Origin of the sequence: Pontibacter mangrovi (genome assembly GCF_006385705.1) — a bacterium.
GTDB classification, from domain to species: Bacteria; Bacteroidota; Bacteroidia; order Cytophagales; family Hymenobacteraceae; genus Pontibacter; species Pontibacter mangrovi.
On sequence record NZ_VFRQ01000013.1, the window covers coordinates 56,770 to 72,996 of the forward strand.

The following is a 16,227-nucleotide window of genomic DNA, read 5'->3' on the forward strand; positions in this document are numbered from 1 at the left end:
GTTTCTAAGCTAGCTAGTCAATAGCTCCGCAGGTGAGACGGTGGAAGCGTGCAGGAGAAGAGACAGGGAGTAAGAGAGATGGCCGAAGGGTTAAGCCCCCCCGCTGGCATGGTGCCAGGGCAGGCATACAGGCCTCTTGATGTGAAACAAGTCTAAGCGCAGTTTCCACATGGGTTTTCAGGCAAAGGAACACGAAGAAGATGGTACGTTACCGTAGATGGTATGTTACCACTCATGCCGGTGGCGATGTAGGGCAAGGCCAGTGAGCCTGGAGCTTTGTGAAGGTGAGCATGCCGCCGCACACAGCATGCAGCGCTTATCATTAAAACCAGGGATTGAATGCCTGGTTGGTTTCCCGTTGGCATTTTCAAGCACTGTCGGACGAGTCTACGCTTAAGAGCCAGGACCTGGCATCGTCGTAAAACCGAAACTCACTGAACTCAAAGGGCAGTCCCCCGATATCCAGCTTGCGTTTCATGCTGTCTGAGCTCATTTGGCTGAACACATCCTCTGCCTGGACACGGGCCATCCGTTTGATATCCGCAGAGAAGGTCAAAAACTGAGGGAGCCACTCCCTGGCTGTCCACTCCTGGTCCACCATCCGCACTACTTTAGCCAGCCGGTAATCAGCCAACCAAAGCCTCACGTCATACTGCCGCACGGTGCTCAGGTACTGCGCCAACCCCTTCCGGTAGGCTTTGTTTGGAGCATAAGACAACCATTTCGTCTCCACCAGCTTGCATTCCGGCATCTAATGAATTTCAAGATACTCAGACTCGAAAAGAAGCATAAGTGCAATACGTTTAGCTGCACCTTCGGGGCACATCTATTGTTAAACTAGTTAAGACCTTACTGAACGGAGCAAACCAGCCCTCCTACATAATGCAAAGGAGGCGCGTTGGGTACCGGCCGTTTAAACGCCTCGTCACCCAATGCTCCTATTATAATTGCCCTTCACAATACAGAACTTCAGACCTGCTGCGGCAGCATTGTCTTCCTTACGGGAAAGATTTCTTTCTAGACTGATTTCTCCACAAAACCGGTTACTTTGTTGTCTGCCCGTTAAGCTGCTCGCCGAGTTTTTCATAGGCAAGGTCATTGGGCTCCCAAAGCTCGACCTTATTCCCTTCTAAGTCCAGGATGTGCACAAATTTTCCATAGTCATATGTTTCTATCGGATCGAGCACAGTGACACCGTTATTTGCCAATTCCTCCACGAGCGCCTCCAGGTTCTCCACCCTGTAGTTTATCATAAACTCCTTTGCAGATGGCTCAAAGTATTGGGTACTTTCTCCGAAGGGACTCCAGTTCGTAAATCCTTTTTTGGTATTATCGGCACCCTGGTACCATTCGAACACCGCCCCATAGGGATTGGTGTTAAGGCCAAGGTTAGTCTTGTACCATTCCTTCACGGCATTCGGGTCTTTGCACTTAAAAAAAATGCCTCCTATACCTGTTACTTTCTTCATTGTTAAGTGCGTTTTTATTGCTGAAAATTTTTCTTCGTCATATAGCAGGTGCAGCCCCCTCAGGGTGTGGTCAGTGCGCTTCCTGTTTCAGCTGTGAATCATACTATGTGTGACGCCTTCTGTTGTGAAGCGATTCGCGCTACTATCACAAGCCCCTGGAAGCATGTGATGCCGGCCTCCTTCTCTGATACCTTGCTAAAGGTAATAATTCGTTTTGAAGTGGAACAGCCTGGAGGCTGGGAAAAACTAAAAGAATAAACAGAACCGACCGCAAAGGCTTTCATGGCGAACACGCGCGCAGCTGCCCCACCTTGTTTTCATTTAAACTAACCTGAGTGGCTTTTCATCACCCATCTGGCATGCTGCCTCAGGCATATTAAGTGATTAATGTACAAGTCTGGCAAATAATTATGTAGACCCCATCAGCAGCCATGCAAGCTTCTCAAACCTGCGGGTAGTACATATCAACCCAAAAGGCTGGCACTGGAACAGGTTCCCCACCTTCAACCCAATGCCGTCAACTTAAGAAATATCTCGGGTTGCCTCCAGTATGACAGTCGCCCTTGCTGTGTCTTCTGACCAGCTAGTTGTTGGTGAGAACACGCAACAACGGCAAACTTAAACGCTTAAGTTGACGGCATTGCACCTTCAACCTCCTCTCAACTCTCCCAGGAGCAGCACATTTTACGCTTCACTATTTATATATTTATTTTAAGAATACTAATCCATCTATAACATGGAATGTATTCCCACGCATAGAATAATTCATCCCAAAAATGGAATTAATACATTTTGCTATATAAAATAATGTCATTGTTCTTTTTTTTGGTCAAAAAAATAACATTTAATCTACCACCTTCAATATTAGCAATTTAGAATCAAACTTGGCTCTAGCCTGGCAGTTCATTCCAACGAAAATTCTAAAACTGGCACAATTTTCTCCTATATAGTTCCAATTAAATATTTATTGATGTTGAAACAGCAACATTGAATTGTACTTAAACCGCAATCAATATCCCCTAACCTAACTGCTTATGCACCGACGTTTACCCTTACCATCTGCTGTGTCTTCAGGAGCTCCTGTGACCTTGTATCCGGAGGAGACATTTCGCCCTTCCTTTTACAGTCTCTTGTCCCTGAAGAAAAGTCTCAGGCTGCACACCAAGCTGGCATTAGCCCTCTTTAGCTTCCTGGTATGTTTCATTAGCACGGCAACGGGACAGACACTCCGCAGCGCATGTGCCGGAAAACAAGAAACCTTTACCGCCACCTATACAGGAAGCAGTAACAACACACGCTGGCAGTCCAGCACCAATGGCAACAACTGGTCTAACGTCACAAGCGGCACTTCATTTGGGCCTAACAGGACCATGACCTGCACCGTAACTGCCGCCCCAAACCTGGACGGCAGACGCTATCGAGCCCAGTACCGCTCTGGCCGTAACTGGATCACTATTTCGACCTTCCAGTTAGCGGTTGCCACCGCGCCCCCTGCCGGTCCGCTGGTAAGTGCAGCACCGGCCTGCCCCGGCAGTAGCACGACGCTGCTGGTGACCTCTCCTGACAACAGCTTTACCTACCGCTGGTACACGGCCCCTAACGGGGGAGGTTCGGTGCATACGGGAACATCCTTCACCACGCCAGCCCTGAGCAGCCCGGACACCTATTACGTGGCTGCCGAGAATGCCTGCGGCACCAGCGCCCGCACTGCCGTGCCTGTCACTATCAGCCAGCTTCCTGCCAGTCCGACAGCCAATGACAACGCCCGCACCGGGCCAGGCCCTGTCACGCTCAGAGCCGCCGGCGCCCCTGCAGGCGGAAGTTACCGCTGGTTCCTTTCCGACGGGACGCTTATCAACGGGGCTACCGGCGACAGCTATACTACGCCCACCCTTTCTTCGACGACCACTTACTATGTCGCCTCCCTCAATGCCCAGGGCTGTGAAAGCTCCCGGGTTGCCGTCACTGCGACCGTGCTGCCGGCCAGCCCGCCCAATACCTACTGCGCCGGGGAAAGCGTTCCCTTGGCTGTGCCCCAGCCTACTATATTTGAAGAACAGCGTAATTTGCAGTGGCAGGTTAGTACCGATGGGGAAAGCTGGGAAGACATCAAAGGTGCCACGCTCAACGACTACACCGTCATCGCCAGCCAGGCTAATAACGGGTACAGCTACAGGGCACAATATGAATATAGGTACTGGTTTTTTGGTTGGTCTAGCTGGACTACGGAGACTAGCCCCGTGACTCAGGTCCTGGTCAGCCCTACCCCCGCACCGCCCACAACGAGCGGCGCGTCCCACTGCGGCGAGGGAATGGTCACCCTGACGGCCAGCGGCTCTACCGGGAGCTACAGGTGGTATGAGGCCATGGCCGGGGGGGCGCCAGTCGCCTCCGGCGCCGAATTCCAAACTATGATCACCACGAACACCACCTTCTACGTAGCTGCCGTCAACGCCAACGGGTGTGAAAGCATCCGGCGGGCCGTCACGGCTTCCGTAGGCCCCACGACGCGCGGAGGCTCGCGGACAGACGCCGGCCCGGTGGAGTTGTTCGCAGCTGGCGCCCCGGCAGGCGGGAGCTATCGCTGGTATACCCAGCCGTCGGGCGGCTCCCCGATCAGCGACGTAAGCGGTGGCCTGTATACCCCGGTTGTCAGCACCACCACCACGTACTATGTCTCGATCCTTACCACGGACTGCGAGAGCACCAGAACCCCGGTAACGGCCACCATCACCCCGGCTTCGTTTACCGGCAACCTGGGGTCTAACGTGATACTGTTTCACGAAAATTTTAGCGGTTACTCAGGCAATGCGCCTGGCATGGGCGCAGGAGGCGGGCAGTGGGATCTCAAGCCCGTACTGGATGCACCTGGAAATAGTACCGCGGCACAGGCATCCGGCAGGCACTATATCAGAACCAGTGCCTCCTCCGGCGCCTCCACCAGGTCTCTTACCCTCGATGACGCCCTCTCGACGAAAGGCTATGAGCAGATTGGCGTCATCTGGTCCCACCGCAGCACCTTTGAAGACCAGCCTGACCGGAGGCCAAGCCTTTCGTTCAGCACCGACAACGGCAGTACCTGGCGCAGGGTCTCGGGTTGGACCAACAACCTGAGCACCTCCTGGACATGGGCCAATAACGGCAACTACATCACGCTCCCGGCAGAAGCCTCGGACGCCGCCAGCCTTATGCTGCGTTGGGAGGTGGCCAACCACCCGGTCGGGGCGGCATATTACGCAGTGGATGACATCACCGTCATCGGCACCCCCACAAGCGGCTTGAATACCTTTAGTTGGAGCAGCCGCCCGGAGGGAGAAGACCCCTTCGTCATATCGGAACAATACCCGGAAGAGTACACCGTGGACGGGGTGGCGCTCACCTGGTCGATTGAAACGCTGAATACGGCCCCCTCGGTCAGGAAAGTGACCAGCAGCCAGTACCAGTCCACGCCAGTTCTGGCCATCGTGCAGACAGGCGCTAATGACCAGGACAACAAGACCGTTATTTCCCTGGACTTGAGCAGCCCGGTCCAGGACCTGACCTTTTCCATTCTGGACGTAGACAGGCAGCAGGGACAGTTCCGGGACGATCTCGAGATCCTGGGCTATAATGCCGGCGCCCCGGTTTCCCTGGATAAAAAGAACGTCATCCATACCTCCCACCAGGACTTCACAGGAGGCAGGATAACAAGCCTGACGGATTACAATGATGTGGCCTCTGACTCGGGCGAAGGAAATGTGACGGTTACTTTCCGGCAAGCGGTTGACCGGGTGGTGATCAACTACCGGAACGCCGAGGCCAGCGGCAACCAGGGCATCGGGATACACGACCTGAAATGGGGCACCCCGATCATTACCCCGCTTCCCGTAGAGCTTGCCTCCTTTAGCGCCAAAGCCCAGCAGAACCAGGTAGTACTCAACTGGCGCACCGCCTCGGAGCTCAACAACGACCGCTTTGAAGTGGAGCGCAGCCAGGATGGACGGAGCTTTTCCAGGATTGGCAGTGTACAGGGCAAGGGAACGACCATTCAGCCCAACGCCTACCTTTTCCGGGACCGCAACCCCGGCACGGGCGTTAATTATTACCGTTTGCGCCAGGTGGACCATGACGGCACCTATGAATACAGCAAGACAGTGTTCGTCCATATCAAGTCCACGGCCGTTTCGGTTAAGGCATTCCCGAATCCATTCACTGATTTTGTCCGCCTGGAGCTGACAAGCGAAGAAACCGGGCCGGCCCTGGCGCTGGTGCTGGACGGGCAGGGACGCGTGATCCTGGAGCAACAGTTTCAGGTTGCAGAAAGGTACACCACTTTAGAGCTGCCGACACGCGACCTGGCTGCAGGCCTCTACTTTTTAAAAGTAAAGGGCGCTGGCATCGACGCAACCACCAAGCTAATCAAGCAGCGCTAAGCATTGGTTCTAAGACAAAGGCCGGAGTAACATTGTTTGACTCCGGCCTTTGCTTTTTACCTTCCGGTCATAAACCTATTTCCTGCCTCATTTTTTCCATTACATTTCACAAGCCTGACATCCGGATCGACACCACCCGGCGCAGATGCCAACCCTCTCCTTTGAAAATGACCTTTACTTGCGTCAAGGACTAAAGAGGTTCCTGACATGATAGCCTTTTAATGGTGAAGTACTTTCTATGGCCCAGGTTGTAACCCTAACGCCGGGGGTTACCTCACTTTCTCTGACTTACGGTCACCAGGCACACCCACCGCAGCGCTATTGGCCACGTTTTCCCCTACCTACCGCCCTGCGCGACAGCACCAAGCAACATTAACATAAGTACTTATTTGTTAGAATTTTACCCTATATTTACTTTTGCATATCTTTTTCAACCTCCTATGACTGCACCAATGTCCAAAATGCTTCTTTCCTGCCTTACCTGTGGCCTGCTGTTGTTCTTGCTGGCGAGCTCCTCGTGTACAGAGACAACAAGTGCCTCCGCTGAAAATAAGGGCTACACCCAGCAGCACGCTACCCAGAGAAATCAGGAGCTGGTGACCGGCGCAGACCAGGTAGAAAAGTACCTGCCCTTGCTAAAGGGCAAGCGTGTGGCGCTTGTCGTGAACCCCACCTCCATCATCGGCAATACACCCAGCGTGGATAGCCTCCTGGCCCTGGGAGTGAACGTGGTGAAGATCTTCGGCCCGGAACACGGGTTTCGGGGCAACGCCAGCAACGGGGCCAAGGTAGCCGACGAAGTGGACGCCCAGACGGGCCTGCCCATTATCTCCCTGTATGGCGCCAAGCGCAAGCCCAGCAAAGCGGACCTGGCCGATGTGGACCTCCTCCTCTATGACATCCAGGACGTGGGGGTTCGCTTCTACACCAACATCAACACGCTGCGTGATGTGATGGAGGCCGCAGCCGAGCACCAGGTGGCGTTTCTTCTGCTCGACCGGCCCAACCCGCACGGGTACCTGATCGACGGCCCGGTGCTGGACATGCAGTACAAATCAGGCATTGGCCAGTTCCCCATTCCCATTGCCCATGGCATGACCGTGGGCGAGTTCGCACGCATGATCAACGGGGAGGGCTGGATGGCCGACGGCCTCAGGCTGGACACGGTTCCCATCATCCCGGTGGCCAATTACCGCCACGACATGCCCTATGAGCTGCCCGTCAAGCCCTCGCCGAACCTGAATACAGCCCAAAGCGTGATGCTTTATCCCAGTACCTGCCTGTTTGAAGGCACTATCCTGAACCATGGCCGTGGGACACAGTTCCCCTTTACAATTCTGGGTGCCCCGGCCCTGAAAGGCACCTACGACTTTTCCTTTACGCCGGTGAGCATTCCGGGCATGAGCGAGACACCACTGCACATGGGCCAGGTTTGCTACGGATTGGATCTGCGTTCATACGATGTGGAGCAACTCCGAAAGAGGCGCCAGCTCAACCTGTCCTGGCTCCTGGAGCTCTACCAGGCCTATCCCGACAAAGCGCGTTTTTTTGATTCCTCCTACAGCAATCAGATGGGGGTGATTGAACGCCTGGTGGGCGTAGGGGACTTCAGGAAGCAGGTGGCCCAGGGCTGGACAGAAGCCCAGATCAGGGAGACCTGGCAGCCGGGGCTCGCCGCCTTCAAAGAGATGCGCCAGAAGTACCTGCTTTATCCATGAGCGGCGCCCCGGACGCCGCTCATTTACGTAGATGAGCTATTGCCGGTGGTTTTTTATTTTTAACCAAGCGTCATTGCCCAGCCGCTGCCTTTTTATTGAAATAATTCCGGGGCTTTAGAAGGCGGAACCCCTTTAATTTTCTTAAAGCAGTTGCTAAAAGCGGCCAGGTCGGTAAAGTTCAGCAGCGTGGCGATGTCAGCCCAGGTATGGCCTTTCTGTTTTAGCTGCACACTGTAGTCTACCCGCCTGCCAAGCAGGTAATGGTAAGGGCTCTCGCCGAAGCACTGCCTGAAGAGCCGGAAAAAACGGGATTCCGACAGGCAGCACTCCTTGGCCACCTGCTGCATGCTTATATCTGCCTCCAGGTTAGAATCCAGCACTTCTTTGCCCTTTAGCAGCCGGCGGTATAATTCCTGGCGGGTGGAACGCTTGGCCGTCTGCAAGTTGTAGTAAGACTGGATATACCCTTGGTTCTCCCTGACCAGCAGCGCCGCGATTTCATAAAGGAGCTCTACCCCCGGCTGCGCGCCTACTTGCCCCCTTGAGGACAGCATCACCCGATGAAGCCCCTGCTGCAGGGGCATGCTCGCAGGGGCGCCGTGCACCAGCAAATCCGACGTGAACAGAAAGCGGCTGCAGTGGTCACCGTCATCCAGTTCATCGGGCCGCAGCAACTCCCGCAACTGCTCATTGACCAGCGTTACATCCATATCAATGCACACGCTATGGGTTGGCGTATCACCTATCTGTACGTCAAAGGAGCCGACCGTGTCGTTAACCAACAGAAAATGACCTTTCCTCAGGCTGTGTCGCTTTCCCTGTACCCAATAGGTCTCCTGTCCCTCCGCCACGTACTTGAGCCCCAGGCCCCGGGGCTTGATGACGTCTTCCAGCGAGGAAAGGCGCGCAGTCATGATCCGGTTTTCGGATTTGCGGCCTTTGTAGCTGCGGTAGGTGCTGTTGTTTACGTGCACCACCTCGCAGCTGCAGGCATAGGCGCCGGCAGATGCGGCGCTGTTGGCTGGCGTGGGATTCATAGAGTGCTTCATGAGGCTTTAATTTATGTAAAATTTAGCAGAGGAATGCCATGCCTATGTCCGCTGACACAAGAATTGGCAGGATTTTACAACCCCCTCCTGCCCAACATTTATTTACTTGCCAGCCAAACGCTATCTTTCCCACAAATGAAAATAAATGCTTTACGCCGTATGGTGTGTATGATGCTGCTTCTGTCAGGCGTTGCCATGGCCCGCGAGGCTGGCGCGCAGGAGCTCAAGCGCCGCGCAGACCTGGGCCTGCGGGTAAGTTCCCTGCCTGACTCCCTGGCCAGGGAGCACCGCCTCCGCAGCGGCCTGCTGGCCACCGGCACGCTGCCCGCTTCCACTGCCGATGCCCTGGGCATACGGCAAGGCGATATCCTCCTGTCGATTAACAAAAAGCAACTTACCGCACCTGTTGAGCTATATGAGCTGAACCAGTCCATGCAGCTGGGGCAGGACCTGGACGTGCGGCTGCTGCGCAAGGGCAAAAAGATAAGGCTGCAGGGCAAGATGCAGCCAAGGCCCCTGGAGCATTCTTCCAACGCACAGGTGCGCTATGGCCAGGTAGCCTTCCGCGGCGGTTTGCTCCGCACCATTACCTATAGCCCCCGCCAAGCGGGCAGGCATCCGGCCATTCTCTTTATTCCGGGCTTTCCCTGTCAGTCCATTGATGACTACGGCGCCTCAGCCTACGGCCAGCTGATCAGGGGCTGGAGTGAACGGGGCTATGTGGTGATGCTGGTGGAAAAGCCCGGTCTGGGCGACAACGTCAACACGCCCGACTGTATGGAAATAGACCTGCGCACCGAGATCGAGGCCTTCGAGCAGGGTCTTGTGCAGCTAAAGGGGTACGAGCAGGTAGACCCGGAAAAAGTGTTTCTCTTCGGCCATTCGATGGGGGGCATTATCGCCCCCATGCTCAGCCAGAAGCACCGGCTCCGGGGGGTCATGGTCTACGGAAGTCCTTACCGGCCCTGGTTTGAGTTTGCGACTGAAATGTTCCGTTTCCAGGCCCCCATAGCCGGCACCGATTACGTAGCGCACGAAGCAACCATGCGCACCCTCTACCATGTCATGTACCGCTTCTTTGTGCTGGCCCAGCACCCTGACACCATTGCCGCCGCCGACCCTGCCTATCGGAAGATCCTGCAGGAGGCGTTCCAGCACCAGGGAGGCGACCAGTTCTGGTCCCGGGATTACCGGTATTGGCAGCAAATTGACGAACTCAACCTGACCAGGGCCTGGGCTGAGACCGAAGCGCACGTGCTCTCGATCTGGGGAGAGTATGACTTTGAGATCGTCAACGACGAAGACCATAAGCGCATTGTTGAAGTAGTCAACCACTACCACCCGGGTCACGGAACCTTCCTGGCGATGCCCGGGACAAACCACTCCCTGATCAAGGTAGATGGCATGGCCCAAGGCGTAGCCCAGATGAAAAAACGCGACCCGGATTATAACCGCAGCCATTTCAACACCGCCCTGATCACCGAAACGGACGCCTGGATCAAGCGCGTGCTGCAGCAGACCCCTCCCTCACATTAAAAGAAAAAACGATGAATAAGTACTTAGCCGCTTTCCTTCTGGTGTTCCTCAGCAGCCTCTGCCTGCCCGCCCTGGCACAATCGGCAGCCCCAACAACACAGCTCCAAGAGCGCTTGCAGGCCCACCTCGATTCGCTCTGGCAAGCAAACGGTTTTCCCGGGGCTACCTTTAGCGTCGTCCTGCCGGATGGCCGGCAGCTTAGCCTGGCCACCGGCACAGCTGACTCTGCCAGCCGCCAGCCCATGCGCCCTGACAGCAGGATGTTTTCGGGCAGTAACGGCAAAACCCTGTTTGTCGCCGCCGCCATGGCGCTGCAGGCGCAGGGCGCCTTTCACCTGGATGACAGCATCAAAACCTACATTGGGCAGGAGCAATGGTTCAACCGCATCCCCAACGCACGGGCGATCACCATGCGCATGCTCCTCAACCACACCTCAGGCATCATGGAATACTATGAGCTCGGGGACTTTATGCAACAACTCAAAGAGAACCCCGCCCGTACCTGGACACCGGTAGAGCTTCTGGCCTACGTGTTTGACCGGGAGCCCCTGTTTGCAGCGGGGCAGGGTTTCAGTTACGCCGATACCAACTTTATCCTGTTTGGCTACATCCTGGAGAAGATCACCGGCCGGAACATGTATGAGCTGGCGCGGCAGTACGTGCTCAGCCCTTACCGCCTCACGGCCACTGTGCCATCGGTCCATCGGGCCTATCCTCTCCTGGCCGTTGGCTACGCCCGGGCAGGCGGGCCTTTCCCGGTAGAAGGTGCCTTTGTCAAGGACGGCCGGACGGTCTTTAGTCCGCAGTTTGAGTGGACCGGCGGGGGTTTTGTGTCCAGTGTGGCCGACCTAGCCTCGTGGGCAAAGACCTACTACCTCCTGCCCGGCGTTCCGGCAGAAGCCAGGGAGCAGATGCGCCAGGGGGTGCCCGCCAACACCGGCAAAGACCACCGGTATGGGCTGGGCATGCAACTCAGGCCCGGCGGGACGGCAGGCATGGGCTACGGGCACAGCGGCTGGTTTCCCGGTTACCTGACTGATGCCGAGTACTTCCCTGACCTGGACCTGGCCCTGGCCATACAGTTCAACACCGATGACTTCCGCCTGCTCAAGCGCACGCCCCATGCCTACCTGCTGGACATGGCCAGGATCGTGACCCAAACCCTATCCCAGCCTTAAAGTAACCGTTATGCCCGACACCCTCTGCCTAGCGCGGGGGGCCTTTGCTGACCTAAACTCCTGAAACTATGAAATTGTTGTTTGCCACAGGCCTGTGCTGCCTGCTGGCCTGCCGGGCCTTTGCCCAACTCACCGGTTCGCTGCAGGACCAGGGCGGAAACGCCCTGTCTTACGCCTCCGTGAACCTTCTGCAACTTCCGGATTCAACCGGAGTCTCGGGTACCCTGACTGCCCAAGACGGCTCATTTTCCATCCCGCCCCCTGCCTCCGGCACCTATACCCTGCGCGTCAGCATGGTCGGCTATGGGATCCAGCACACCGGCTCCTTTACAGTCGGCAGTGGTGCCTTCTGCAAAGACTTCGGCACCCTTACCCTGCAGGCGCATGCCCACGCGCTGCAAGAGGTGTCGGTCACGGCCCTGCAGGCGGCCATGACCTTGGAGGCAGACAAGCTCGTGGTGCGCGTCGCGCAGACACCCCTGGCAGCCGGCGGCACGGCCTATGAAGTGCTGGGAAAAGTGCCCGGGGTGCTGGTTGACCCTAACGGAAACATCCAGCTTCACGGGAGAACCGGCGTAGACGTGCTACTGGACGGCAGGCGCACCTACCTGTCAGGCAAGGAGCTGCAGCACTTGCTTGAGGCCGTGTCCGCAGAAAACGTACAGACGATTGAAGTGATGGCAAACCCCTCGGCCCGCTACGATGCCGCAGGCAGCGCCGGCCTTATTAACATCACGCTGAAACAAAATACACAGCGGGGCATGAGCGGCAGCCTGCACGCCGGCTACCAGTACAACGGGGCATCAGGTTACAACTCCGGCCTGAACTTGAACTATAAAAAAGGGCGCTGGAGTTCTTTTCTGGCGGCAGACATGGCCCGACGGCCACGCCTGCGCGAAGGGGTCATGGTACGGGAATTTCATGCGGGCGGAGCCGATGCCACCTTCCGCCAAGGGCGCGACGAGACGCTGACCATGCTTAGCCCCGCCCTTCGCTTGGGCACGGAAAGGGAACTGACCCCGCACCACCGGCTGGGCACGGTCCTGCACCTGGGCCGGAATTCGATGGACCGCGCCTTTTACTCAGGCACGGACCTGCAAGACCGCAAGCGCGGGACGCATACGTTCATAGAGGCGGGAAACTTTAACGATAACCGGCAACAGAACGCCTCAGTTAACCTGTACTACGAGGGCAGGCTCGACACGGCAGGCAGCACGCTTTCGGCGAGTCTGGATTATGTGCAGCTCGACAACGAGGCCCGGGCGCTTTATGACAACCTACGCCATAACCGGGAGAGCGGCACGTCCCTGCGCGAGCTGCTGCGCAGCGACAACCCCGGCTCCTACCATATCTACGCGGCCAAGGCAGATTATAGCCAGCCGCTTTCCCCAAAGGCCACTCTGGAGGCAGGGGTGAAGGCCAGCCATGTCGTATCGGGCAATGCACTCCGGTTTTATGTAGTGGAAGAGGGACGGGAGGTCCGCGATACCCGGCGCAGTAACGACTACCGCTACACCGAGCGGATCCTGGCAGGCTATGTTAGCTTCCGTGCCGCACTGGGCAAGGCCTGGAACCTCCAGGCAGGCTTACGCGCTGAGGGTACTGCCGGAAAAGGCCAAACACAGGGCCGTCAGCCGCTCTCCCGCCGAAAGTATACGGATCTGTTCCCCACCTTTTCCCTGAGCCAGCAGGTGAGCGAAAACTATCGCATCAGCTATAGCTACAACCGCCGCATCGACCGGCCAAACTATCGCTCCCTTAACCCCTTTATTTTTTACCAGGACCCTTACAGCTGGGCAGAAGGCAACCCGGACCTGCGCCCGCAGTACACCAGCTCCTTCCAGGTGGCGCAGACCCTGCACCAAAGCTATCATGTGCTGCTGGGTTACTCCCGCACCAGGGACTTTTTTGCCGAAGTGCCCGAGCAGCGTGCGGCAGACAACACCACCGTGTACCAGGAGCGTAACGTGGACATGGCAGAGCACTACAGCGCTACCTTCCTTGTACCTGTTCGGGTGGCAGCAGGCTGGGAGGTGAGCCACCACCTGGAGGCAGGCTACGGACGGAACAGGATGTTGCTGCAGGACAGGCTCCTGGAAAACAGGCAGTTTTTCGGGTCCCTGCAGGCTGTTCACCAGGTCTTACTGCCGGGAGGCCTACAGCTCCAGGCAACGGCCGCCTATCAATCCCCCTCTACCTACGGCATGTATACTTTCAGGCAGCAGTGGTGGCTGGATGCTGGCCTGGAAAAGTCCCTGCTGCGGGACAAACTGGACCTGAGCCTGGGAGCTACGGATATCTTCCGGACAAGGAAAATGCGGGGCGACGCCAGCTACAACGGCGACGGCTTCCGGTTTGAGAACTACTTTATGGCACGGAGCCTGAAGCTGCAGCTGCGCTACAGCTTCCAACGGGGCCAGGGGTTTAAGGCACAAAGTCCCCGTCATAAGCTAGAAGAACTTAACCGGGCAGGTGGCCAGTAGCCTCACCGGGCACTTTGGCTTCCAGCTGTAACTTTCCCAGCATGATAGTGGCTGCAAAAAATGTGGATTTGTGGTTAGTTCAGGTGCGTTATCCCCAAATCCACAACTTCCATCCTTAACGCTTATTGGCTTGGCTTTATAGCATTACCTGTAGCGAATCTGTTGAGCCTTTACAGGTGACCTAAACACCCGGCCTACACTCCTGTTTTTGCGGCGCTTGTCTATAGTCTATAGATGCGCCGCTCCGTTTCATGGCTTTCGCACTGTATGGCGTAACTGCCGTTTGAGTTCCATTCATGAATAGAACAGCCCTTTCATAGACAATAGCCGTTCATGAACTGGCCTGACTGGTCAAAGTGCTTGCGCAGGTTATCGGCGACCGGCCGCGGCTCGACATTGCTCTTTGCAAGAACTCCGTGCGTCCTCTTTGCACCCAGTGCTCGAGTGCATTCATCAGTATCAAATTTCAAAGCCTGGCTTTGCTCACTGCACACGTTCAGCCAACGTTCGGCTTATCGAAGCGCCTGATTATTTCAGAACTTACAGGCCTCACAAAATCGTCTAGAAGAGCTTGCCCCTCAGGAATAGAATAGAATAGTAAGCTACTTGTTAATGATTCATGGATGCATACCTGCAGAATTTAATCCGCCTTTTTGCGAATCATCACACAAGCTCTTCAGCACCATGTCTTCTGCGGCAACTTTGGCCTTTGCTTTTTTCTTGTATGTCCATTTCAACCCAAACAAGGGGCCTAGGAAACTTACCCTCCTGATAACGAATTCATACAACAGGTAGCAGCCTGCAGCGGTAAAGGCTACAATCGTTACGAATTTCAGGACTACTGGCAGCTCTAAGGGCAAAATGAGGGTCGCTCCCGCATACAGTACGAACATGTGAATGATATATACCGGGTAGGCTGCCTGGCTTAGGTAGCTCAACGCAGCGCCCGGCTTGTTGAGATGTTTGTAACCAAATCCGAAAACCGCCAGTATCCAGCAGTTTGACTCTACAGCCATGAGGTAGCCAGGCGCGTTCAAATTGAGAACCAGAAACCGGATGGCATAAAGGGAGACAGCTAAAGCCAGGTAAAGCCACCGCCATTTTAGGACAGTTTGCCAGAATGGCTTTCCGCTGTATACGAAAAGGAAACCGAAGAAGAAGGCCAAAAGCCCCAGGAAAAAGCCGTGCCATGTTTGCACATACATCTCGAAAATAGCAGGTTTTAGGAGCAGGGCCTCCAGCACAAAAAACACCGTTATCAGCAGCGGGCCAAAGGGGTTGCCCAGCACTGCCGACAAGCTCTTCATGAATCGCCCTCCCGCTTCTTTCTTTAGATAGAAGAAGAGGGGTGACAGCAACAGCACATAGACAAAAATATTCCCTAGAAACCACAGATGCGAGGGATGTGCCATATACTGCAGCGGCATGTGGTAATAGCGCTGAAAAAGGAAGATGTGCAAGGGGCTTATGGCCACCATTCCGAAAAGGAATGGCACCAGTATTCGTTTGGCTCGCTCGAGCAGTAAGGCCCGCCAGTTCCGCTTTCGGGTGGCAAAATAAACGCCCATACCCGAAACAAAGAACAGCAGCGGAATGCGCCACACATTCAGCATGGTCATCGGGGTCCATAAATCCGGCATTAGCTCATCACTCTTCACAAAGCCAATGAACATGGCCCAAGGCTGGAAGACAATGGCTATGTGATAGATCAACAGTAGGCCAATCGCAATCACGCGCAGCCAATCAATATCATATCTTCTTTCTGGCATCATCGGATTATTGTTTAAGTTACTGTAACATCATGGCAATGACCGGACGCGTTTTTTCCAGCTCCTCCATATCCAGTTGCAGGCCCAGTGGCCCTAGCTGTTCCTGCATCATCCCGTACACCGGCTTCATCTGAGAAAAATCGCCCGTAACTGATTCTCTTGCTGTAGCGCCAAAGTTGTTGCGCAGGGTCTTGTCAGCGTTTGCATCAAGCAGCATTTGCACAAGCTCTACCCGGCAGAAGAAAGCCGCAACATGCAATGCTGTTGAGCCGTCATTATTTTTAATGGAAAGATCCGCACCCGCATCGATCAGAGCTTTCGCAATATCGGTTTTCCCGAACGTGATCGCGGTGATCAAAGGAGTGGAACCACTCATCGGCTCTGTTTTATCTATATCAGTTCCTGCTTCGATGTGCTGTTTTACCACATCCAGGTTGCCGGCTATTACAGCGGCCTGCATATCTATTTCCGGCACTTCTGCTCCTGTGTCGGCTGCTGTGTTCTGATCCGATTGCGCGCAGGCGGGCAGGAAAATAAGCACGAATAATATATAATATAAACTCTTTCTAATGTTTACTTTTTGCGTTTCCATGATCCTTGATTTTTAGTTTTT

General features: G+C 55.3%; 10 protein-coding genes. 5 read left to right on the plus strand and 5 right to left on the minus strand.

What is annotated here, in order from left to right; genetic code table 11:
• Nucleotides 1–367: 367 nt before the first annotated feature.
• Both FJM65_RS18390 and FJM65_RS18395 read right to left on the minus strand, forming a co-directional pair.
• On the minus strand, nucleotides 368–751 hold the full coding sequence (locus tag FJM65_RS18390) for a hypothetical protein (protein WP_140623428.1): 384 nt from the start codon (nucleotides 749–751) through the stop codon (nucleotides 368–370).
• A 292-nt stretch (nucleotides 752–1,043) separates the two neighbouring features.
• Nucleotides 1,044–1,469: a VOC family protein gene (locus FJM65_RS18395; RefSeq protein ID WP_140623430.1), complete on the minus strand. Its 426-nt coding sequence runs from the start codon at nucleotides 1,467–1,469 to the stop codon at nucleotides 1,044–1,046.
• Between the two features lie 1,130 nt (nucleotides 1,470–2,599).
• On the opposite strand from FJM65_RS18395, the gene FJM65_RS18400 reads away from it, so the two are divergent.
• Entirely contained in the window at nucleotides 2,600–5,881 is a 3,282-nt protein-coding gene (locus FJM65_RS18400; RefSeq protein ID WP_181163787.1) for an Ig-like domain-containing protein, read from the plus strand.
• 440 nt (nucleotides 5,882–6,321) lie between these two features.
• Nucleotides 6,322–7,599, plus strand: a complete 1,278-nt coding sequence (locus tag FJM65_RS18405; protein ID WP_140623434.1) for an exo-beta-N-acetylmuramidase NamZ family protein — start codon at nucleotides 6,322–6,324, stop codon at nucleotides 7,597–7,599.
• Nucleotides 7,600–7,691: 92 nt separating this feature from the next.
• On the opposite strand, the gene FJM65_RS18410 is transcribed toward FJM65_RS18405, so the two are convergent.
• On the minus strand, nucleotides 7,692–8,636 hold the full coding sequence (locus FJM65_RS18410) for a helix-turn-helix domain-containing protein (protein ID WP_181163788.1): 945 nt from the start codon (nucleotides 8,634–8,636) through the stop codon (nucleotides 7,692–7,694).
• Nucleotides 8,637–8,816: 180 nt separating this feature from the next.
• Here FJM65_RS18410 and FJM65_RS18415 point away from each other — a divergent pair, with 180 nt between their 5' ends.
• From FJM65_RS18415 to FJM65_RS18425, 3 genes are all read left to right on the plus strand, one after another.
• Nucleotides 8,817–10,184, plus strand: coding sequence for an alpha/beta fold hydrolase (locus FJM65_RS18415; RefSeq protein WP_181163789.1), 1,368 nt, complete (start codon nucleotides 8,817–8,819; stop codon nucleotides 10,182–10,184).
• An 11-nt stretch (nucleotides 10,185–10,195) separates the two neighbouring features.
• Nucleotides 10,196–11,362: a serine hydrolase domain-containing protein gene (locus FJM65_RS18420; protein WP_140623438.1), complete on the plus strand. Its 1,167-nt coding sequence runs from the start codon at nucleotides 10,196–10,198 to the stop codon at nucleotides 11,360–11,362.
• A gap of 68 nt (nucleotides 11,363–11,430) precedes the next feature.
• Entirely contained in the window at nucleotides 11,431–13,845 is a 2,415-nt protein-coding gene (locus FJM65_RS18425) for an outer membrane beta-barrel protein (RefSeq protein ID WP_140623440.1), read from the plus strand.
• A 617-nt stretch (nucleotides 13,846–14,462) separates the two neighbouring features.
• Here FJM65_RS18425 and FJM65_RS18430 read toward each other — a convergent pair.
• The gene (locus FJM65_RS18430) at nucleotides 14,463–15,617 is read right to left on the minus strand and encodes an acyltransferase family protein (protein ID WP_140623443.1); all 1,155 of its coding nucleotides are present in this window, start codon (nucleotides 15,615–15,617) and stop codon (nucleotides 14,463–14,465) included.
• Between the two features lie 16 nt (nucleotides 15,618–15,633).
• The gene (locus FJM65_RS18435) at nucleotides 15,634–16,206 is read right to left on the minus strand and encodes an ankyrin repeat domain-containing protein (RefSeq protein ID WP_140623445.1); all 573 of its coding nucleotides are present in this window, start codon (nucleotides 16,204–16,206) and stop codon (nucleotides 15,634–15,636) included.
• Nucleotides 16,207–16,227: the final 21 nt, after the last annotated feature.